This window comes from Crossiella sp. NPDC003009 (genome assembly GCF_053591555.1).
In genome coordinates, this window is the sequence record NZ_JBSFUA010000010.1 from 22,909 (window position 1) to 45,788 (window position 22,880).

Sequence of the window (22,880 nt, forward strand, 5' to 3'; positions counted from 1 at the left end):
CCGCCCGGGGGTGGGGCAGGCTCTACCTAGTGCGGCACGTAGACGCCGTCGACCTGCTTGGCCGAGCCAGGGGTGAATGTCAGCACGGTGCGCAAAGTCCGGTGCCGGATCTTGGCGTCCGCGCCGGGAATGGCGTAGTGGTCGGCGAACTCGTCCAGCGCCGCGAAGTCGGGCTCCCGGGCGCAGATCAGCAGCATCTCCACCGCCGGGTCGACCGCCTCGGCGGCGGACTGGATGTTCGCGGCGACCTCCGCGTCCAGCTCGGCGTGCGCCAGGCGCAGCGCGATGCCCGCCGGCGCCAGCTCCGCCACCAGCTCGGTGATCCGCTCGACCTGCTCGACCAGCTCCGCGCGGTCACCGATCGGGCCGAGCTCCAGGAACGCGCGAATGCCCCGGTCCCGCAGCAGCTGCCGGGTCGCGCGGTCGGCGGGACCGATGACGGCCCAGTCCGCCGCCGCCAGGTTGCCGCCTCGTCCGATGCACAGGATCCGCCCCATCCGGCGATCCTCGCACGGAGCCGGGGACGCCGGCCGTGCGGCGTCCCCGGTCCGGGGTCAGCGAGCCCCGTTAGAAGCCCGCTGATCTACCAGCGCGGATCAGACCGTCACGGCCGCACCGCCGTGCCCTCGGTGAGGGTGGTCTGGCCGGTCACGTACTCGCTCCACACCCCGACCGACAGCCTGGCGCCCGGCCGCGCGAAGCTCCGCACGAAGCTCTGTCCTTTGTGGACAGTTCCGAACGTCACGTAGAACTCCTTGGTGCTGGGCCGCTCCTGTGGCGGGATGTCACTCACCGGCAGGATCTCGTCCAGGCCCCAGCCATAGGATTCCCGGTAGTCGCCAACCACCCGCTCCAGGGTGTTCTCCAGGATGGCGCCGGTGGCCGGAATGTGGATCAGGACGCCGCGCCTGCCCTTGCCCAAGACGGTGTTGAAGACCAGCACCTCGCTTTCGCCGCCGCGGTGGAACACCGCCCGGCCGGAACCGACCTGGGAGCCCCGCGGGCAGGCCGCCGGGCCCCGCTCCGCGATGACCGATCGATCACAGGCCGGGAACAGGTGGGGGCTGAAGTGCACCGAGCGGTCGAACAGGAACACGAACTGCCGGGCCGCGGCCGGCTCCACCCCGGTGGTGGTGGAGCGCAGACTGGTGAAGGAGACGGTGACCCCGAACCGGGAACCACCGTCCCTGGCGTAGGTCACGGACCCCTTGTCGATGTTGACCGGGCCCGCCACGGCGGGCTCGTGCGGCCGCTGCGGACCGAAGGGGGTCGGATGCGGATGTGCGCCGCCGGGCGCGGCCGAAGCCTGCCCGGATGCGGCGAGGAGTGCGATGACGGCGACGGCGGACAGGATCACCTGACGGGATCGCATGGGCGGAGCCTTTCCATCCGGTCTATTCGATGCCCAACGAATAGACCGGGTCGGGGGTAGAGTCTTCGTGAAGTGTCGAAAAGACTGGAGAACCTCGCCAGGGAGGAGAGGCTCGTGCCCCTCGGCCGCTGGACCGGCGTCTCGCACCCCGAACTCGACGAGATCACCGTCGACGACGTGCTGCACGCCCTCGCCGACCCCACCCGCCGCGCGATCATCCGGCTGCTCCAGGCCGAAGGCGACCGCCCGTGCGGCACGTTCGGGCTCCCGGTCGCCGCGTCGACCCTGAGCTTCCACTTCCGCGCCCTGCGCAAGGGCGGCCTCATCCGCCAGTACGACGAGGGCAGGCAGCGGATGAACACGTTGCGCATCGCCGAGCTGGACACCAGGTTCCCCGGTCTGGTGGCCGCCGTGCTCAGTTCCGCGGACTGACCACCGCTCGCGGGCCGGGGACGCCGGCCGTGCGGCGTCCCCGGTCCCGATTCAGCGAGCCCCGTTGTCCATCCGCTCGCGCAGGCTCTTCGGACGCATGTCGGTCCACACCTCGTCCACGTGCCGCATGCACTCGTCCTTGGTGCCCTGCTTGCCGACCGCCCGCCACCCGGCCGGCAGCTCGGTGCCCACCGGCCACAGCGAGTACTGCTCCTCGTCGTTGACCAGCACCTGGTACTTGCCGTCCTCAGACATCAACTTGCCCTTTCCTCAGTGGTGGTGGCCGTCTCCGGCCGGGGGAAGTTCCTCAACGTGGGGCTCAGCGTGACCAGCAACGCGGTCAGCGCGATGCCGCCGGTGCACACCAACACCGCGGTGGTGGCGGGCAGCAGCTCCATCAGCACACCGCCGAGCGCGGGACCAGCGGTGCCCGCGACGCCGGTGGCCACGCCCATCACGCCGCCGAGCCTGCCGCGCAGCTCGTCGGGGGTGAGCAGCAGCTGGTAGGTGCTGATCGTGGTGTTGGCCGCGGGCAGGGTGAAGGCCATGCCCGCGAACAGCAGGCCCATCAGGTAGCCGCTGTTGATCCAGATGGTCAGCGGGGTCAGCGCGGCGAGCACCCAGAACACGCCGATGATGGACACCGCGGGGCTGATCAGCCGGTGCAGCAGCGGCGCGGCCAGTGCGCCGAGCAGTCCGCCGACGCCAAGCAGCGAGGCCATCACGCCGATCTCGCCGGAGGGCACGTTCCTGGTCTGCGCCAGGATGATCACCACCAGGTAGAACGCGGTGAAGAACAGGTTGAGCAGCACCGCGCACAGCGCCATCGTCCGAAGTGGACGCTGCTGCCACACCCAGCGCACCCCGGTGACGATCTCGCTGCCGAGCTGGCCGACCGGCGCGGACTTCCGTTCCTGCTTGGGCATCCGCAGGAACAACAGGCCGAGGAAGGCGATGGTGTGGCTGATCAGGTCCACCAGGAACGGCACCACCCGGCCGACCGCGAACAAGAACCCACCGGCCGCGGTGCCCAGCAGCTGGGCCAGGTAGCCGCGGGCGGCGTTGATCGACACCGCCGTGCCGAGCTGCTCGGCCGGCACCAGGTTGGGCAGGGTGGCTTCCTCGGCGGGCTCGAACAGCGCGGCGGCCACGCCGATCACCGCGGCCACCGCGACCATGTGCGGCACGGTGGCCACGTCCCACCACAGCGCCAGCACCAGGCTGCCCGCGGCGACCGCCTGCGCGGCCTCGCACAGCACCATCACCGCCTTGCGGTTCCACCGGTCGGCCAGCGCGCCGGCCGGCAGCCCGACGAGGAGCCGGGCCGCGGACATGGTCACCAGCACCAGGCTGGCGGCCGACGGTGAGCCGGTGAGTGCCAGCACCAGCAGCGGGAAGGCGATGGTGGTGATGTTGACGCCCAGTTCGGCGCTGGCCTGGCTGACCCACAGCAGCTGGTAGTTCCGGTTGCGGGACAGCGGAACCGGCCGGGTGTCGGTGCTGGTGCTCACTGCTTGCCCCCGCAGTCCCTGGCGATGTGCTCCAGCGCAGCCTGGAAGTCAGCGGCGACCCGCTCCACTGTGGACTGATCATGTCGGTCCGGCCGGTAGTGCCAGGCGAACCGGAGCTGACCGCCGCCTGCCGCGCCGACCACCTCGAGCAGGTGCTCGCCCTGGTTGGCGTGGTCCTCCTCCTGGCCGATCGAGCCATGCGCGGTGTGGTAGAGGCCCTCCTCGGCCTCGCCGCGGACCGCGCTGTCCCACTGGCCCAGGTAGTTGAACACGATCTGCGGTTTCCGGTCGTCGGCGGCCAGCTGTGCCCGCACCTCGGGTGAGCCGAGGTGGCGCAGCGCGCCGAAGCCGAAGCCGTTGTCCGGCACCGCGCGCAACTGCCGCCGCACCGACTTGATCAGCGTCCGCCAGTTGGTCTCGCCGGTCGCCGGGACCTCCAGGCCGACCGGGAACATGGTGGTGAACCAGCCGACCGTCCGGGAGAGGTCGACACCGTCCAGGATCTCCTCGCGGCCGTGGCCCTCCAGGTCGATGGAGACCCGTTCGCTGCCGGTCCACCGGCTGATCGCCCAGGCCAGCGCGGTGAGCAGCACGTCGTTGATCCGGGTGCGGTACACCGTGGGCGCGGCGAACAGCAGCGCCTCGGTGTCCGGCCGGCTCAGCTCCACCGACACCGTGCCCGGTTCGGCGACCGGCCGGTCCTGGTGGTCCACCGGCAGCGGCGCGCCGTCAAGGGCCTTGGTCCAGTGCGTCAACTGGTGGTCGAGACCACCACTGGCGACGTGCTCGGACAGCCGGATCGCCCAGTCCCGGAAGGAGGTCGAGCGCGGGCCGAGGTCGACCTTGGCCCCGCGCGCGGCCTGCTGGTAGGCGGTCTCCAGGTCGTCCAGCAGCACCCGCCAGGACACCCCGTCCACCACCGCGTGGTGCACCGCGAGGAACAGGTGCGGGCGGGCCGGGCCGCAGTCGAAGAGCACCGCCTTGAGCTGCGGGCTCTCGCCGAGGTTGAAGCTCGCGTGCACCTCGTCGGCCACCCGCTCCATCGCGGCCCGCCGCTCCGACGGGTCCACTGTGGACAAATCGTGGCGGCGCAGGATCTCACCGGGGGTGAAGGGCGGGTTGTACTGGTGCCACTGGCCGTCGACCTGCTCGAACAGCATGCGCAGCGCGTCGTGGTGCTCCACCAGCGCCTGCAGGGCGTTGTCCAGCGCGGCCGGATCGGCGGTGTGGTCCAGTTCGACCAGTGCGGACTGGTTGAAGTGGTGCGGGTTGGCCTGGTAGGCGCCGAAGAACCAGTCCTGGATCGGGGTCAGCGGCACCGCACCGACCGCGGGTGCCTGACCGGCCTGTCCGGCTTCGATCTCGGTGGCCACCTTGGCCAGCGCGCCGATGGTCTGGTTGCCGAACAGGTCCTTGGTGGTGAAGGCGTAACCCGCCTTGTGCGCCCTGGACACCACCTGGATGGTCAGGATCGAGTCGCCGCCCAGCTCGAAGAAGTTGTCCGAGGTGCCGACCCTGGCCAGGCCGAGCACCTCGGCCCAGATCTCGGCCAGCGCCTTCTCCGCGGGCGTCTCCGGCGCGCGGTAGGCGGCGGTGAGCTCCGGCGCGTACTCGGGTGCGGGCAGCGCCTTGCGGTCGACCTTGCCGTTGGGGCTCAACGGCAGCCGGTCCAGCACGGTGATCGAGGAGGGCACCATGTAGTCCGGCAGGGTGGCCGCGGCGAACTCGCGCAGCTCCAGCGCGGAGACCTGGCCACCGGCCGGGACCACGTAGGCGACCAGGCGTTTCCGCGATCCGTCCACGTGCACCTCGGCCACCGCCTCGGCCAGGTAGGGGTGGCGCAGCAGCACCGACTCCACCTCGCCGAGCTCGATCCGGAAACCACGGATCTTGACCTGGTCGTCGGCCCTGCCGATGAACTCCAGCTGCCCGTCGGCGGTCCAGCGGACCACGTCGCCGGTGCGGTACATCCGGCTGCCGATCGGGCCGAACGGGTTGGCCAGGAAGCGGTCCGCGGTCAGCCCGGCACGGTTGAGGTAGCCGCGGGCCAGGCCGTCCCCTGCCACGTACAGCTCACCGGGCACCCCGATCGGCACCTCCCGCAGCCGCTGGTCGAGCACGTGCACCCTGGTGTTCCAGATCGGCTTGCCGATCGGCGGAATACCGCCTGGCACAAGGGGTTCGCTCCAGGTGGCGACCACGGTGGACTCGGTCGGCCCATAGGCGTTGATCATGCGACGGCCGGGTGCCCAGCGGGCCACCAGGTCCGCCGAGCAGGCGTCGCCACCGACGACCAGCGTGCGGAGCTCGGGCAGCTCGGCCTCGGGCACGGTGGCCAGCGCGGCCGGCGGGATCAGCGCGTGCGTGACCCGCTGCTCGCGCAGCACGTCCGCGAGCTGCTGCCCGAGCAGCGGCCCCGGCGGCGGCACCACCAGCGCGGCCCCGGCGGGCAGCGCCAGGCACAGTTCCAGCACCGAGGCGTCGAAGCTGGGCGAGGCGAACTCCAGCACCCGGTCGCCCGGCCGGACCTCGAACCGGTCGATCTCGGCCGCGGAGAACCCGGCCAGCCCCCGGTGCGAGACCAGCACGCCCTTGGGTTTGCCGGTGGAGCCGGAGGTGTAGATGACGTAGGCGGCGTTGGACAGCGCGACCGTGTTGGGCAGGTTCGCCGCCGGGCACGCGTCCACTGTGGACTGGGTGGCGGCGAGGAAGTCCTCGTCGATCACCAGCACCGGGTCCGCGTCGGCGAGCATGAACTCGATCCGCTCGGCCGGGTAGGCCGGGTCCACCGGCAGGAAGGCCGCGCCTGCCTTGAGCACGGCCAGCTCGGCCATGATGATCTCGGCCGAGCGGGGCAGCGCGAGCGCCACGATCCGCTCCGGACCGGCCCCGCGCTGGACCAGGAAGCGGGCCAGCCGGTTGGCGCGGGCGTTCAGCTCGGCGAAGCTGACCGTCCCTTGTGGACTGATCACCGCCGGGGCGTCCGGGGTGCGCTGGACCTGGACCTCGATCAGCTCGGCCAGGGTAGCCGGGGCCACCGGGTGGTCGGTGTCATTCCAGTCCCACCGCAGCCGGTCGCGTTCGGCCTCGCTGAGCAGCGGCAGTTCCGCCACCGGCCGGGCCGGGTCCTCGGCGATCCCGGCCAGCAGCACGCCGAGGTGCTCACCGAAGCGGGCGATGGTGCCGGGGTCGAACAGGTCGGCGTTGTAGGTGATCGCGGTGTGCAGGCCGCCCTCGTGCTCGACGAACTCCACGGTGAGGTCGAAGCTGGCGTTGACCAGCGGCAGTGGCACGTTGTCCACGGCGAGGCCGGGCAGGTCGATGCCGGAGTGCGGGGTGTTCTGCAGCACCACCATGGCCTGGAACAGCGGCGTGCGGCTGGTGTCGCGTTCGGGCTGGAGGTGGTCCACCACCCGCTCGAACGGGACCTCCTGGTGCGCGAACGCGCCCAGCACGGTCTCCCTGACCTGGCCGAGGAACTCGGTGAAGGACCGCTGTCCGTCCACTGTGGAGCGCAGTACCAGGGTGTTGACGAAGAACCCGATCAGCCGTTCCAGCTCGGGCCGTTCCCGGCCGGAGACCACGGTGCCAACCGAGATGTCGTCCTGGCCCGACCAGCGGTGCAGCACCAGCTGGGTGGCTGCCAGCAGCGTGGTGAACAACGTGCCGCCGTGCGTCCGGCCGAGCTCGCGCAGCGCGCTGGTGACCTCTACCGGGATCGCGAGCTCGTGTTCGGCGCCGGTGCTGGTGCGCACCGGCGGCCGGGGCCGGTCGGTCGGCAGCTCCAGCGGCACCGCACCGTCCAATGTGGACTGCCAGTAGGTCAGCTGCTCGGTGAGCGCGGCCCCGGCCAGGTTGGCCCGTTCCCACACCGCGAAGTCGGCGTACTGGATCGGCAGCGCGGGCAGCTCGGGCTGTTCACCGAGCACGGCGGCCCGGTACAGCTCACCCAGCTCGCCGAGCAGCACGCCGGTGGACCAGCCGTCGGTGACGATGTGGTGCAGCATCAGGCTGAGCACGTGCCGGTCGGCGGCCAGCCGGAACAGCTTGGCCCGCAGCAGCGGCCCGTGCCGCAGGTTGAACGGCCGGGCGGCTTCCTGCTGCAACAGCGCGGTCAGCGCGTCCGGGTCGGCGGTCAGGTCGACCAGGTCCAGTTCCGCCTCGGCGGGCTCGTGCACGACCTGGACGCCGCGGCCGTCCACCGAGGAGAAGGTGGTGCGCAGCGACTCGTGCCGGCCGATGAGTCCGGTGAGCGCGGTGCGCAGCGCGGGCAGGTCGAGCTCGCCGTCCAGGCTGAGCGCGGTCGGCGAGATGTAGGCGGCGCTGTCCGGCTCGAACTCGTCCAGGAACCACAGCCGCTGCTGGGCGAAGGACAGCGGCAGCGCGCCGGTGCGCGGCACCGCCGGGATCCGTTCCCTGGTCTCGGTGCCGACCACCGCGGCGAGCCGTTCCACCGTGGGGTGGCTGAACACCAGCCGCGGCGAGACGTCCGTGCCGAGCTCCGCACCCAGCCTGGACACCGCCTTGATGCTCAGGATGGAGTCGCCGCCCAGCTCGAAGAAGTTGTCCCGCGCGCCCACCCGCTCGGCGCCGAGCACCTCGGCCCAGACCCGTGCGATGGCCGCTTCGGTGGCGGTGCGCGGGGCCAGGTACTCGGTGTCGGCGCTGGTGTACTCGGGTGCGGGGAGTGCGCGCCGGTCCAGCTTTCCGTTGCGGGTCAACGGCAGCGCGTCCAGGTTGACGAACGCGGCCGGGACCATGTACTCGGGCAGGGTGCGGCCGAGCTCCGCGCGCAGCTCAGCTGCCGGGACCTCTTGCCCGACCAGGTAGGCCACCAGGCGCTGGACGCCGGGCTGGTCCTCGCGGGCGATCACGGCCGCCGCGGTGACCGCCGGCAGCGCGGTGAGCGCGGCCTCGATCTCACCGGGTTCGATCCGGAACCCGCGGATCTTGACCTGCTCGTCGGTGCGGCCGAGGAACTCGATGTTGCCGTCGGCCCGCCAGCGCACCAGGTCGCCGGTGGCGTACATCCGGGAGCCGGGCCCGCCGAACGGGTTGGCCAGGAACCGGTCCGCGGTCAGGCCGGGGCGGTGCAGGTAGCCCCTGGCGACCTGCTCCCCCGCCAGGTACAGCTGCCCGGCCACGCCCACCGGCACCGGTTGGAGCGCCGGGTCGAGCACGTAGGCCTGAAGGTTGCGCAGCGGGCGGCCGATCACCGGGCGCTCGCCTTCGACCTTGCAGGACAAGGCGTCCACGGTGCACTCGGTGGGGCCGTAGAAGTTGTAGCCGGCCGTCTCCGCGCCGCTCAGCTCGGTCCACAGCGCCTCGCCGAGGGCCTCGCCGCCGAGCATCAGCACCTTCGGCTTGTGCTTGCCGGCCAGGAGTCCGGCCGGGATGAGCTGCTGCACGTAGGACGGGGTGAGGTCGAGGAAGTCGATCCGCTCGGTCCGCACGTAGTCCACCAGCGCCCTCGGGTCCAGCCGGACCTCGTCGGCGACCAGGTGCAGCTCGTGCCCGTCGGCCAGCAGCACCAGGCCTTCCAGCGAGGTGTCGAAGGAGAACACCGCGGTGGTGGCCACCCGCAGCCGCCCGCCCGCCGCGGCCACGAAGTCCGCGCGGTGGTTGAGCAGCAGGTTGACCAGGCTGTGGTGTTCGACGCTGACGCCCTTGGGCCTGCCGGTGGAGCCGGAGGTGTAGATGACGTAGGCCGCATTGTCCATCCGAAGTGGACTGTCCAGGTCGTGGCCGTCCTGGATCGCGGTGGCCGCGGTGAACTCGGCCGAGTGGTACAGCTGCTCGGTCAGGGTCACCGCGGGCCGGGCGTCGGCCAGCAGGGTGTCGATCCGCTCCGGTGGCAGCTGCGGGTCGACGGGCAGGTAGACGGCCCCGGCCTTCCACACGGCCAGGACCGCCACCACCAGGTCAGCGGTGCGGGGCAGAGCGACCGCGACGATGCGCTCCGGCCCCGCACCTTGGACGACGAGCTGACGGGCCAACCGGTTGGCCCGCGTGTTCAGCTCGTCGAAGGTGATCCGGGTGTCCCCGGAAACCAGCGCCAGGTCCTGTGGCGTGCGCCGGACCTGCGCCTCGAACATGGCAGGGAAGGTGGCCGAGGGCAGCTCGCCCGCGGTGTCGTTCCATTCCCGCAGCACCAGCTGACGGTCCTGTGTGGACAGCCAAGGCAGCTCGGCGAGGGTGCGCTCCGGCCGCGCGGCCAGCTCGGTGAGCAGCAGCGCGGTCTGGTCCAGCAGGCGGCGCACGGTGGCCTCGTCGAACAGCCGGGGGTCGTAGGAGAGCTCCAGCCGCAGCCGCTCGTCCAGGAAGGCGGCCAGGGCCAGCGGCAGGGTGGTGGTGTCCACCATGTCGACCTGGCCCACCTTGGGCGCGCCGTCCAGGGAGTCGTCGCCGAGGGGGTAGTTCTCGAAGACCACGATGCTGTCGAACAGGTTGCCCTGGATCTCACTCCAGCCCTGCACCTGGTTCAGCGAGACGAAGTCGAACCGCCTGGCCTCGGACTGCTCGGCCTGGAGCTCGCGCAGCCAGGGCAGCAGCGGCCGCTCCGGCGCCACCCGGACCCTGGTGGGCACGGTGTTGATGAACATGCCGACCATGGACTCGACCCCGGGCAGCTCGGCCGGGCGGCCGGAGACGATGCTGCCGAAGACGATGTCGCGCTGGCCGCTGTGCCGGGACAGCAGCAGCGCCCACACGCCCTGCACCAGGGTGTTGACGGTGAGCCCGTTGCGCTTGGCCACCTCGTGCAGCCGCGCGGACTCCTCGGTGCTGAGGTGGTGGGCCAGCTCGCCGGTGGACTCGGCGCGGTGCGCCTCCAGCGGCTGCCGGTCGAAGGGCAGTGCGGTCGCACTGTCCACTCCGGACAGCGCCTGCCGCCAGAACTCCTCGGCCGCGGCCAAGTCCTGCCCGGCCAGCCACTGGAGGTACTCGCGGAACGGGCGGCGCGGCGACAGCTCGGGTTCGCGGCCACCGGTGATGGCGGCGTACTGCTCGGAGACCTCGGCGAAGACCGCGGAGGTGCTCCAGCCGTCCAGCAGCACGTGGTGCGAGGTCCAGACGAGCAGCACCTCGTCCGCGCCGAGCCGGGCGATCATCAGGCGCAGCAGCGGCGCCTTGGTGACGTCGACCCCGGCGGCCAGGTCCTCAGCGAGCAGTCGATCCAGCTCTGTCCGGGTGTCCTCTTCGGACAGAGCCCGCCAGTCGAAATATTCCACCGGCAGCTCGATCCGGCGGTGCACGACCTGAACGGGCTGGTCAAGGCCCTGCCATTCGAGGTGGCTGCGCAGCACGGGGGTCCGGTCGACCACCCGCTGCCAGGCCTGGCCGAGCGCACGCGGGTCGCTCACCCCGGTCAGCCGCAACCTGGCCTGGTCGACGTACGCGCCGCCCTCGGTGTCCACCAGGCTGTGGAAGAGCATGCCGGCCTGCAACGGCGTGAGCGGGTAGATGTCCTCGACCTCGCGCCCGTCCCCGGCCAGCCGGTCCACTGTGGACTGGTCGAGTCCGGCCAGCGGGAAGTCGGACGGGGTGCGGCCACCGGCCCCGGGGGTGGCGCAGTGCGCGACGATCTCCTGGAGGGCTGCGGTCATCCGCTCGGCGACCGCGCGGATGGTCTGCTCCTGGTGGATGTTCGCCGAGTACTGCCAGGACAGGTGCAGCTCGCCGCCGGTGACCGCGCCGACCACGTCGACCAGGTAGGCGCGGGCGGACTCCGGCGCACTGTCGCTGCCGAGGCTCTCGCCCTGGCCACGGACCAGGCCGTCGCCTGCCCCGGCGACCTCGAACTGGCCGTGGTAGTTGAAGCTGATCAGCGGGTCCGGGTCGGCGGCCAGCGGGCTGTCCGCGCGGAGTCGGCGCAGGGCCTCGTAGCTGAGGCCGCGGTGCGGCACGGCGCGGAGGCGTTCCTTGACCGTCTTGAGCACCCTCCCCCAATCGCCGTCCGCGCCGAGCGGGACCGGGAACTGGGTGGTGAACCAGCCGACCGTCCGGGAAAGGTCGACCCCGTCCAGGATCTCCTCCCGGCCGTGGCCCTCCAGCGCGACCAGCACCCGGTCCCGGCCGGTCCAGCCGGTGAGCGCGGCGCCGAGCGCGCTGAGCAGCACGTCGTTGACCTGGGTGCGGTAGACGTCGGGGACCTGGTGCAGCAGCGCGTCCGTGGTGGCCCGGTCGAGCTGGACGGACACGGTGCGGGTGGACTCGGTGGTGTTCTCGCCGTCTCGATCCACCGGCAACTCAGCGTCCACTGTGGACAGTGCGGTCCAGTGTGCGAGGTCGGCGTCGAAGCCACCGCCCGCGGTGTGTTCGGCGAGCAGGTGGGTCCATTCGCGGAAGCCGGTGCCGACCGGGTCCAGCCGGATCGGCTGCCCGGCGACGGCCTGCCGGTAGGCGGTGTCCAGGTCACCGAGCAGTACCCGCCAGGACACGCCGTCCATGACCAGGTGGTGCACCACCAGGAACAGCCGGTCCGCGCCGAAGAGCAGCGCCCGGAACAGCGGTCCGCGCTCCAGGTCAAAATTGGCCTGGGCTTCAGCCGCGGCCTCGGCCAGCGTGGCCGGGTCGTGGCTGGAGAAGAACTCGCCGGACTCGCCGACGTCCTGCCGCCACTCGCCGTTGTGCTCGCTGAACCGGATGCGCAACGCCTCGTGGTGCTCGACCACCGCGGTGAGCGCGGCGCGCAGGGCGGCCGGGTCGGTGTCCGGGGCCAGTTCCAGGTGCATGGACATGGTGAAGTGGTGCCGGTGCGCGGGTTCGGTGGTGAAGAACCAGCGCTGGATCGGCCCCAGCGCGCTGGGGCCGGTCAGCTCGACCCTGGTGCGCGCGGTGTCCTCGGTGCGCACCACGGGGGCCAGTTCGGCGATGGTCTGGTGCAGGAAGATGTCCTTGGAACTCAGCCGCAGCCCGGCCTGCCGGGCCCTGGAGACCACCTGGATGCTCAGGATCGAGTCGCCGCCGAGGCCGAAGAAGTTGTCCGTGACCCCGACCTCGGCCACGCCGAGCACCTCGGCCCACACCGCGGCGAGCTGGCGTTCCACCGGGGTGCGCGGCGCGATCCGGCCGGTGGCCTCGATGTCCGGGGCGGGCAGGGCACGGCGGTCGACCTTGCCGTTGGCGGTGACCGGGAAGCGCTCCAGTGCGACGAACGCGGCGGGCACCATGTAGTCGGGCAGCTGCCCGGCCAGGAACGGACGCAGATCATCCGCGCTGCCCACGGTGTACGCGACCAGGCGCTTGCGGCCCTGGTCGGTGCGGACCTCCACCAGTGCCTCGCTGATCTGCTCGTGCCGCAGCAGCGCGGCCTCGATCTCGCCCAGCTCGATCCGGAAACCGCGCAGCTTGACCTGGTTGTCGATGCGGCCGAGGAACTGGAGCACGCCGTCGGGCAGCCAGCGGACCTGGTCGCCGGTGGCGTACATCCGCGAACCGGGTTCGCCGAACGGGTTGGCCAGGAACACCTCGGCGGTCTGGCCGGGCCGGTTCAGGTAGCCGCGGGCCAGGCCCGCGCCCGCCAGGTGCAGCTGGCCGGGCACGCCGACCGGAACCGGCTGGAGCTGTGCGTCCAGCACGTAGGCGCGCATGCCGTCCAGCGGTCCGCCGATCGGGATCACCGGCGGCACCGAGTCCACAGTGGACATCCGGTGGGTGGTGGCGAAGGTGGTGGTCTCGGTGGGGCCGTAGCCATCGACCACGGTCAGTCCTGGGCAGGCGGCCAGCACCCGGCGCACCGCCTCGGCTGGCACCACGTCGCCGCCGGTCCACACCTCGCGCACGCCGGTGAAGCAGCCGGGGTCCTCCTGGGCGGCCAGCCGGAACAGCCCCGCGGTGAGCCAGAGGCCGGTGACCTGGTAGTCGCGGATGGCGGCGGCGTCCACGTCGCCGGGTGCGGCCACCACCACGGTGCCACCGTTGAGCAGCGGCACCCACAGCTCGTAGGTGGAGGCGTCGAAGGCGGTCGGCGAGTGCAGCAGCACCCGCTCGTGCCCGTCCTGGAACCGGCGGTCGGCGGCCAGTGCGACCACGTCCCGGTGCCGGATCGCCACGCCCTTGGGCACCCCGGTGGAGCCGGAGGTGTGCATGGCGTAGGCGAGGTTGTCCGGGTGCACGATCGGCGCGGCGCGCAGCGGGACCTCGCCGGGCTGGTCTGCGCGCAGGATCTGTCCACTGTGGACGGCGTGGCCGGTCTTCTCCCAGCCGCCGTCGGTGATCAGCACCGGGGCGCCGGTGGCGGCCAGGATCGTGCGCAGCCGGTCCTGCGGGGCGCGGGTGTCCAGCGGCACGTAGGCGCCGCCTGCCTTGAGGACGGCCAGCACCGCGACCACCAGGTCGGCGGAGCGGTCCATCAGCAGCGCGACCGGGGTCTCCACACCGACCCCGGCGGTGCGCAGGCGCTGGGCCAGGCGGTTGGCGCGGGTGTCGAGCGTGGCGTAGCTGAGCCGGTCCGCGCCCGCGATGACCGCGGTGGCCTGCGGGTTGGCCCAGACCTGGGCGGCGAACCGGTCCGGGATGGTGTCGGTCGCGGCTTCCTGGCCGGTGTTGTTCCACTCGGTGAGGATCCGGCGGCGTTCGGCCGGGCCGAGCAGCGGCAGGTCGGCCAGCCGCGCCTCGGTGTCCCTGCCGAGCGCGGTGAGCAGGCGGCCGAGGTGTTCGGCCAGCCGGTCGGCGGTGGCCGGGTCGAACAGGTCGGTGTTGTAGTTGACCGCCAGGTGCAGGCCCTCCGGCGTCGCCACGAACTGGAAGAGCAGGTCGAAGCTGGCCGCCACCACCGGCATCGGCAGCTCCGTCACGGCCAGCTCACCCAGACGCGGCTGCTGGTCGGGGGTGTTCTGCAGCACGATCATGGCCTGGCACAGCGGGGTCCGGCTGGTGTCGCGGGCCGGCTGGAGCTCGTCCACCACCCGCTCGAACGGCAGGTCCTGGTGCGCGAAGGCGTCCAGCACGGTGTCCCTGACCTGCCCGAGGAAACCCGTCACCGACTCGCGTCCGTCCACAGTGGAGCGCAGTACCACGGTGTTGACGAAGAAGCCGACCAGCCGGTCCAGCTCGGCCTGCTCGCGGCCGGAGGTGACCGTGCCCAGCGCGATGTCGGACTGGCCGGACCAGCGGTGCAGCAGCAGCTGGGTGGCCGCGACCAGGGTGGTGAACAGGGTGCCGCCGTGCTGCCGCCCGAGTCCGGTGAGCGTGCCGGTCACCTCGGCGGGCAGCAGGCGTTCGGCGTAGGCGCCGTTGCGGGTCTGCACCGGCGGGCGCGGGCGGTCGGTGGGCAGGTTCAGCGGTTCGACGCCGTCCAGGCGGCTGCGCCAGAAGTCGAGCTGGGACTGGAGCACCTCGCCGGTGAGCTGCTCGCGTTGCCAGGCCGCGAAATCGGCGTACTGCACGGGCAGCGGCGGCAGCTCGGCGCCGGTGTAGGCGGCGTCCAGCTCGGCGGTGAGCACGCCGGTGGACCAGCCGTCGGTGGCGATGTGGTGCACCAGGACCAGCAGCACGTGCTCCTGCCGGCCCAGCCGGTAGAGCCGGGCGCGCAGCACCGGTCCGGCGGCCAGGTCGAACGGGGTGCCCGCCTCGGCGAGCAGGGCCGCGTCCAGGTCGGCCGGGTCGAGGTCGACGACCGGCAGGTCGACCTGGTGCGGGGGCTGGATCAGCTGGCGGCCCTGGCCGTCGACGGTGGTGTAGGTGGTGCGCAGCGGTTCGTGCCGCTCGACCAGCCGGGTCAGCGCGGCGCGCAGGCGGTCGGTGTCGAGCTCGCCGGTCAGGCGCAGCACGATCGGGGACAGGTACTCCAGGCCGCCGGGCTCGAACTGGTCCAGGAACCACAGTCGCTGCTGCGCGAAGGACAGCGGCAGCGCGCCGTCCCTGGGCTGCACCGGAATACCGCTGTCCACAGTGGACCCGTCGGTGGGCAGCACCCGCACCAGGTCGGCGACGGTGGGGCTGGTGAAGACCGCGCGGGGCGCGACCTCGGGACCGAAGAGGGCGCGCAGCCGGGAGATCACCCGGATGCTGAGGATGGAGTCGCCGCCCAGCTCGAAGAAGTTGTCCGTGACCCCGACCTTGGGCAGGCCCAGGACTTCCGCCCAGATCTCCGCGACCTGGCGTTCGTTCTCGGTGCGCGGAGCGACGTGCTCGGCGGCGGTGTACTCGGGGGCGGGCAGCGCGCGCCGGTCCAGCTTTCCGTTGCGGGTCAACGGCAGCGCGTCCAGGGTGACGAACGCGGCCGGGACCATGTAGTCGGGCAGCCGGGCGCCGACGAAGGCGCGCAGGTCGGTCACGGACGGGATCCGGGCCCGCTCGGCTGGGACCAGGTAGGCGACCAGGCGGTTCTCCCTGGCCACCACCGCGACCTCGGCCGCCCAGTCGGCGCCGGCCAGCACGGACTCGATCTCGCCGGGCTCGATCCGGAAACCGCGGATCTTGATCTGGTCGTCGGTGCGGCCCAGGTAGTCCAGCAGGCCGTCCGCGGTCCAGCGGACCCGGTCGCCGGTGGCGTACATCCGGGAACCGGGCGCGCCGAACGGGTTGGCCACGAACCGGTCCGCGGTCAGCCCAGGGCGGTTGAGGTAGCCGCGGGCCACCTGCTCCCCCGCCACGTACAGCTCACCCGGCACGCCGACCGGCACCGGGTTCAGGCCGCTGTCCAGCACGTAGGCCTGGAGGTTGCGGCCGGGCCGGCCGATCACCGGGCCGGCGGCGGCGTCGAGGCGGCAGTAGACCGCGTCGACCGCGCATTCGGTGGGGCCGTAGTAGTTGTAGCTGGTGGTCTCCGGCGCGGCGGCCAGCTCCCGCCACAGCGCGGCGCCGGTGGCCTCGCCGCCGAGCATCAGCACCCTGGGGCGGTGCCGGGGATCGGTGAGCAGCCCGGCCGGGAGCAGCTGCTGCACGTAGGACGGGGTGAGGTCGAGGAAGTCGATCCGGTTGGCCGCCACGTAGTCCACCAGGGCGCGCGGGTCCAGGCGGGTGTCCTCGTCGATGAGGTGCAGCTCGTGGCCGCAGGCCATGCCGAGCAGGCCCTCCCACGAGGTGTCGAAGGAGAACACCGCGGTCAGCGCGATCCTGGCGGGCTGCCCGCCGGTCTCCGGGTAGAACAGCTCGGCGGCGTGGTCGTGCAGCAGGTTCGCCAGCTGGCGGTGCTCGATCAGCACGCCCTTGGGGCGGCCGGTGGAGCCGGAGGTGTAGATCACGTACGCCGGGCTGGCCGGGTCGATCCGCACCCCGGGGTCGGTCTCCGGCCGGCCGGTGAGGTCGGTGGCGGCGAGCAGGTCGTCGGTGAGCACCAGCACCGGGTTGGCGTCGCTGAGCAGGAACTCGATTCGGTCGACCGGCTGGTCGGGGTCCACCGGCAGGTAGGCGGCGCCGGTCTTGAGCACCGCGAGCAGCGCCACCACGAACTCGGCGGTGCGCGACATCCGCAGTGCCACCAGGCGTTCCGGTCCCGCGCCCAGGCCGATCAGGTGGTGGGCCAGGCGGTTGGCCCGCGCGTTCAGCTCGGCGAAGGTGTACCTGGTGTCGCCGAAGACCAGCGCGGTGCGGCCGGGGAACTCCTCGGCCCTGGTCTGGAAGGACTCCGGGTACAGCTGGCCGTTGGTGACCAGCGCGGTGTCGTTCCACCTCCTCAGCGTGGTGGTCCGTTCCTGCTCGGTGAGCCAGGGCACCTGGCCGACCGGTCGGTCGGGGGCGCTGCCGAACTCGGTGAGCAGCAGGGCCAGCCGGTCCGCGATGTCCTTGGCGGTGGCCGGGTCGAACAGCTGGGGATCGTAGGAGAGCTCGAACTTGAGGCGGTCCAGCAGGTACGCGCTCAGGGTGAGCGGGAAGCTGGTGGTGTCCACCGCCTTGACCGAGCGGATGCGCAGCCCGGTCTCGTCCACGGCCTTGTCGTCGAAGGGGTAGTTCTCGAACACCACGATGCTGTCGAACAGCGTGCTGCCGCCGGGCAGGTCGCTGTAGGAGCGCAGCTGGGCCAGCGAGACGAAGTCGAACCGGCGTGACTCGGTCTGCCCGGCCTGCAAGGCGCGCAGCCAGCTCAGCAGGTCCTGTCCACTGTGGACGTCGACCCTGGTGGGCACGGTGTTGATGAACAGGCCCACCATCGACTCGACCCCGGGCAGCTCGGCCGGCCTGCCGGAGACGGTGGTGCCGAAGACGATGTCGCGCTGGCCGCTGTACCGGGACAGCAGCAGCGCCCAAGCGCCCTGGACCAGGGTGTTGACGGTGAGCCCATTGGCCTTGGCCAGCGCGCTGAGCGTGGCGGACTGCTCGGCGGAGAGTTCGAGCTCGAGAAGTTCGGCGGACTCGGCGGCGTGGTTCGGTCCTGGCTGGCGGTCCACCGGCAGCGGGGTCGGACTGGTGAACCCGGCCAGCACGGACCGCCAGTGCGCCTCGGCGGCGGCGGGGTCCTGCTGGTCCAGCCACTGGAGGTAGTCGCGGAAGGGCCTGCGGGCAGGCAGTTCCGGCGCGGCGCCGGTGATCTGGCCCGCGTACTGGGTGCAGACCTCGGCGAAGACCTGGCCGAGGCTCCAGCCGTCGAGCAGGATGTGGTGGAAGCTCCACACCAGCACCACCTCGTCCGCGCCGGTGCGGGCCAGGGTGAGGCGCAGCAGCGGCGGGGCGGTGAGGTCGATGGCCGCGGCCCGGTCGGCCGCCACGATCCGGTCCAGCTCCCGTGCGCGGTCCACTTCGGACAGTGCGCGCAGGTCGTGCCGGGCGATGGGCAGCGGCACCTGCCGGTGCACCACCTGGAGCGGCTGGGGCACGCCCTCCCAGACCAGCGCGCTGCGCAGGATCGGGGTCCGGTCCACCACCAGCTGCCAGGCGCGGGCCAGCGCGTCCACGTCGGTGACCCCGGCCAGGTCCATCCTGGCCTGGTCGAAGTAGGCGCCGCGGTCGGCGTCGACCAGGCTGTGGAAGAGCATGCCGGCCTGCAACGGCGTGAGCGGGTAGACGTCCTCGACCTCGCGGCCGTCCCCGGCCAGTCTGTCCACAGTGGACTGGTCGAGTCCGGCAAGCGGGAAGTCCGAGGGGGTGCGGCCGCCGGCGCCGGGGGTGGCGCAGTGCTCGGTGATCCCGCGGAGCGCGTCCATCATCCTCTCGGCGAGGTCGCGGATGGTGCGCTCCTCGTGCACGTTGGCCGAGTAGAGCCAGGTGAGCTCCAGCTCGCCGCCGTCGACCAGCCCGGCGATGTCGATCAGGTGCGTGCGGGTCTCCTCGGCGGCCTGGTCCCGGCCGAGCGGGGTTGCCCTGCCCTGCACCAGGTGCTGTGGGTTCGCGGTGCCGGAGTCCCACTGGCCGTGGTAGTTGAAGCTGATCCGCGGCGTGGGGCCGTCGGCGAGCGGGCTGTCCGGGGTGAGGTAGCGCAGCGCGCCGTAGGACAGGCCGCGGTGCGGCACCGCGCGGAGCTGTTCCTTGACCGACTTGAGCACCACGCCCCAGTCGTGCTCGGCGGGCAGGGTCAGCGCGAGCGGGAACTGGGAGGTGAACCAGCCGACCGAGCGGGACAGGTCGATGCCGTCCAGGATCTCCTCGCGGCCGTGGCCCTCCATGGCCAGCAGCGCGCCGGAGCGGCCGCTCCACTCGGCCAGCACGTGCCCGAGCGCGCTGAGCAGCACGTCGTTGACCTGGGTGCGGTAGACCTCCGGCACGTCCTGGAGCAGGGCGCGAGTGGTGGCCTCGTCCAGCCGGACCGAGACGGATTTGGTGCTGGCCACGGTGTTCGCGCCGGGCCGGTCGATCGGCAGGTCCGCCTCGACCGCGCCGAGCTGTCCGGTCCAGTAGGCGAGGTCGGCGTCCAGGCCACCGGCGGTGACGTGCTCGATGAGCTTGTGCGACCAGTGGGTGAACGGGGTGCTGACCGGATCCAGCGTGATCGGCTGACCCGCCTTGGCCTGGCGGTAGCCGGACTCCAGGTCGCCGAGCAGGATGCGCCAGGACACGCCGTCGACCACCAGGTGGTGCACGGCGAGGAAGAGCTGTGGGGCGCGGTCCTGGCCGAGGGTGAACAGCACCGCGCCGAGCAGCGGGCCGCTGCCGGGGTGCAGGTCGGTCTGCACAGTCAGCGCCTCGGCGTCCATCGCGCCCTGCTGATCGTCCACTGTGGACACGTCGACCACGCGGAACACGGGCTGTGGTTCGGTCTCGACGGTGTCCTGCTGCCATTGACCGTCCACCAGCGCGAAGCGCAGGCGCAGCGAGTCGTGGTGCCGCACCAGGGCTTCGATGGCCTGGCCCAGTGCGGTGGCGTCGGTGTCCCTGGCCAGTTCCAGGGTCATGGACATGCTGAAGTGCGGCTGTGCGCCGTGTTCGGCGAAGAACCAGCGCTGGATCGGGGTGAGCGGGGCCGGTCCCTCGATGATCTCCACCGGGGTCTCTTCGGCGGCGGCCAGGTTCGGCACCGCGCTGACCAGTTCGGCGATGCTCTGGTGCAGGAACACGTCCTTGGAGCTCAGGCGGAGTCCGGCGCGGCGAGCGCGGGAGACCACCTGGATGCTCAGGATCGAGTCGCCGCCGAGGGAGAAGAAGTTGTCCCGCAGGCCGACCCGCTCGACGCCGAGCACCTCGGCCCACACCTCGGCCAGCACGCGCTCGGTCTCGGTGACCGGGGCGACGTACTCCCGGCTGGTGGCCTCGGCCTCGGGGGCGGGCAGGGCGCGGCGGTCGATCTTGCCGTTGGCGGTCAGCGGCAGCGCGGGGAGCTCGACGAAGGCCGAGGGCACCATGTACTCGGGCAGCCCGGCCCGCAGGTGCTCGCGCAGGTCCGGGAGGTCGGTGCCGACCAGGTAGGCGACCAGGCGCTTCTGGCCGTTGTCGGTGCGCACGACCACCACGGCCTCGGTAACGGACTCGTGCGCGGTGAGCGCGGCTTCGATCTCACCCAGCTCGATCCGGAAACCGCGCAGCTTGACCTGGTCGTCGGCGCGACCGAGGAACTCCAGGTCTCCGTTGCCGTTCCAGCGCACGGTGTCACCGGTGCGGTACATCCGGGTGCCGGGTGCGCCGAACGGGTCGGCGAGGAAGCTGCTCGCGGTCAGGCCGGGGCGGTCCAGGTAACCGCGGGCCAGGCCCTCGCCCGCCAGGTACAGCTCACCGGGGATGCCGACGGGCTGCGGGTTGAGGTGGGCGTCGAGCACGTAGACCCGCATGTTGTCCAGCGGGCGGCCGATCGGCACCGTGTCCGGCACCGAGTCCACTGTGGACATCTGGTGCAGGGTCGCGTAGGTGGTGGCTTCGGTGGGGCCGTAGGCGTCGCTGAGCCGCAACCCTTCGCAGGCGGCGAGCACCCGGCGGACCGCGGCGGCAGGCACGACGTCGCCGCCGGTCCACACCTCGCGCGCACCGGCGAAGCAGCCGGGATCTTCCTGTGCGACCAGGCGGAACAGGCCGGCGGTGAGGAACATGCCGGTGACGCCGCGCTCACCGATCATCTGGCGGATCAGGTCGGCATCCACGTCGCCGGGCGGTGCGATCACGGTCTGGCCGCCGGAGAGCAGCGGCACCCACAGCTCGTAGGTGGAGGCGTCGAAGGCGCTCGGCGAGTGCAGCAGCACCCGCTCGTGCCCGCCCTCGAAGCGGTGTTCCCGCACCAGGGCCACGATGTCCCGGTGGCAGACCGCGACGCCCTTGGGGCGGCCGGTGGAGCCGGAGGTGAACATGACGTAGGCCAGGTTCGCCGGGTCGACCGGCACGGCGGGCGGGGTGGCGCTGTGCGCGGTGTAGTCGCCGTCGACCAGCTCGATGTGTCCACTGTGGACATCAGTGGCGGTGGCGTACCAGGTCTGATCGGTGAGCAGCACCTCGGCGTGTGCCTCGGTGAGCACCATGCGCAGTCGGTCCGCGGGTGCTCGCTGGTCCAGCGGCACGTAGGCCGCGCCTGCGATGAGCACGGCCAGTTCGGCGACCGCGAGTTCGACCGAGCGTTCGACCAGCACGCTGACTCGCTGCTCCGGCCGCACGCCGAGCGCGATCAGCCGGTGTGCCAGGCGGTTCGCCCGTTCGGCCAGTTCGCCGCGGGTGACGGTGCCGTGGTCGGTGACCAGTGCGACGGCGGCCGGGTCGAGCCGGACCTGCTCGGCGAACAGCGCGGGCACGGTGCCGGTGGGCAGCTCGGTGGCGGTGTCGTTCCACTCCACGAGCAACTGGTGGCGTTCGTCGCCGGACAACAGGGAAAGCTCGCGCAGCGGCCGGTCGGGGTGCGCGACGACCTCGGTGACCAGGCGGACCAGGTGGCCGGTCATCCGCTCGATGGTGCTGGCCTCGAACAGGTCGGTGTTGTACTCGAACACCCCGGCCAGGCCGTCCGGGCCTTCCTCGAACTCAGCGGTGATGTCGAAGTTGGCCGTGCTACGGGTCAGCGAGATCGGCTCGGCTTCGAGCCCCGCGAACTGCGGCGTCTCGCCCTGGGCGTTCTGCAACAGCACCATCACGTCGAACAGCGGGTTGCGGCTCAGGTCCCGCTCGCCACCGACCGCGTCCACCAAGCGATCGAACGGGGCTTCGTCGTGGGCGAAGGCGTCCAGCACGGTGTCCTTGACCGCGGCCAGCAGCTCACGGAAGCTCCGCTGTTCGTCCATAGTGGACCGCAGCACCACCGTGTTGACGAAGAAGCCGACCAGCTTGGCCAGCTCGGGCCGGTTGCGCCCCGCGGTGACGGTGCCGATCGCGATGTCCCGCTGCCCGGAGTAGCGGGCGAACAGCAGCTGGGTGGCGGCCACGATCGCGGTGTACAGCGTGGTCTCGTCGGCGCGGGCCAGCTCGGCGAACCTGGCGCTGACCTCGGCGGGGAAGGCGAACTCGTGCCGCGCGCCAGCCGTGGTGCGCACCGCCGGGCGGGGCCGGTCAGTGGGCAGGGCAAGGGGTTCGACGCCACTGAGCCTGGCCGTCCAGTGCGCGAGCTCCTTGTCCAGCGCCTCCCCGGCGAGCCGGTTTCGCTGCCAGACCGCGAAGTCGGCGTACTGGATCGGCAGTTCGGGCAGCTCGGTCTCACCCGCGTAGCTGGCGGCCAGCTCGCCGCCGAGCACGCCCATGGACCAGCCGTCGATGACGATGTGGTGCGCGGCCAGCAGCAGCACGTGGTCCTGCGCGCCCAGCTCGAACAGGGTGGCCCGGAACAGCGGGCCGCGGCGCAGGTCGAACGGCCGGGCGTACTCGGCGGCCAGCAGCTCGGGCAGCTGGTCCTCGTCGGTCCTCGCGGTGGCCAGGGTGACGTCCTGGTGCGGGTGGGTGATCTGCACGCCGCGGCCGTCCACCTCGTCGAAGGTGGTGCGCAGCGACTCGTGCCGGGCGACCAGCGCGGACACCGCCTCGGCCAGCTTTGTTACATCGAGGGGTCCGCGCAGGCGCAGGGCGAGCGCGCTGTTGTACTCGGCGCCGCCGGGCTGGAACTCGTGCAGGAACCACAGCCGCTGCTGGGCGAAGGACAGCAGTAACGGCGCACCGGTGCGCTCGGCCGGCGGGATGGTGTCGGCGCGCTCGGCCTTGCCTGCCAGGCGTTTGCGCATCAGCTCCTGCAGGTGCGCGGGCAGGGCGGCGGTGCGGCTCTGTTTCGACGACGGCATCGCTGGTGGTCCCCC

6 protein-coding genes are annotated in these 22,880 nt (G+C 71.9%); 1 reads left to right on the forward strand and 5 read right to left on the reverse strand.

Annotation, left to right across the window (positions count from 1 at the left end):
- Window positions 1–26: 26 nt before the first annotated feature.
- Entirely contained in the window at window positions 27–497 is a 471-nt protein-coding gene (locus tag ACWDY5_RS13735; RefSeq protein ID WP_449722551.1) for a hypothetical protein, read from the reverse strand.
- Between the two features lie 107 nt (window positions 498–604).
- Window positions 605–1,372 (reverse strand): hypothetical protein, encoded by a 768-nt coding sequence (locus tag ACWDY5_RS13740; protein WP_449722552.1) that lies wholly within the window; start codon window positions 1,370–1,372, stop codon window positions 605–607.
- Between the two features lie 72 nt (window positions 1,373–1,444).
- Here ACWDY5_RS13740 and ACWDY5_RS13745 point away from each other — a divergent pair, with 72 nt between their 5' ends.
- A complete protein-coding gene (locus ACWDY5_RS13745) occupies window positions 1,445–1,804 on the forward strand; it encodes an ArsR/SmtB family transcription factor (RefSeq protein ID WP_449722553.1) in 360 nt (119 codons plus the stop codon).
- Window positions 1,805–1,855: 51 nt separating this feature from the next.
- On the opposite strand, the gene ACWDY5_RS13750 is transcribed toward ACWDY5_RS13745, so the two are convergent.
- From ACWDY5_RS13750 to ACWDY5_RS13760, 3 genes are read right to left on the reverse strand one after another with little or no spacing between them, the layout of a single operon-like run.
- The gene (locus tag ACWDY5_RS13750; protein WP_252478927.1) at window positions 1,856–2,059 is read right to left on the reverse strand and encodes an MbtH family protein; all 204 of its coding nucleotides are present in this window, start codon (window positions 2,057–2,059) and stop codon (window positions 1,856–1,858) included.
- Complete coding sequence (locus tag ACWDY5_RS13755; RefSeq protein ID WP_449722554.1) at window positions 2,059–3,315, reverse strand: MFS transporter; 1,257 nt, start codon at window positions 3,313–3,315, stop codon at window positions 2,059–2,061. Before ACWDY5_RS13755 ends, ACWDY5_RS13750 begins: the two co-directional genes overlap by 1 nt.
- Window positions 3,312–22,865, reverse strand: a complete 19,554-nt coding sequence (locus tag ACWDY5_RS13760) for a non-ribosomal peptide synthase/polyketide synthase (RefSeq protein WP_449722555.1) — start codon at window positions 22,863–22,865, stop codon at window positions 3,312–3,314. Before ACWDY5_RS13760 ends, ACWDY5_RS13755 begins: the two co-directional genes overlap by 4 nt.
- Between the last annotated feature and the right edge of the window lie 15 nt (window positions 22,866–22,880).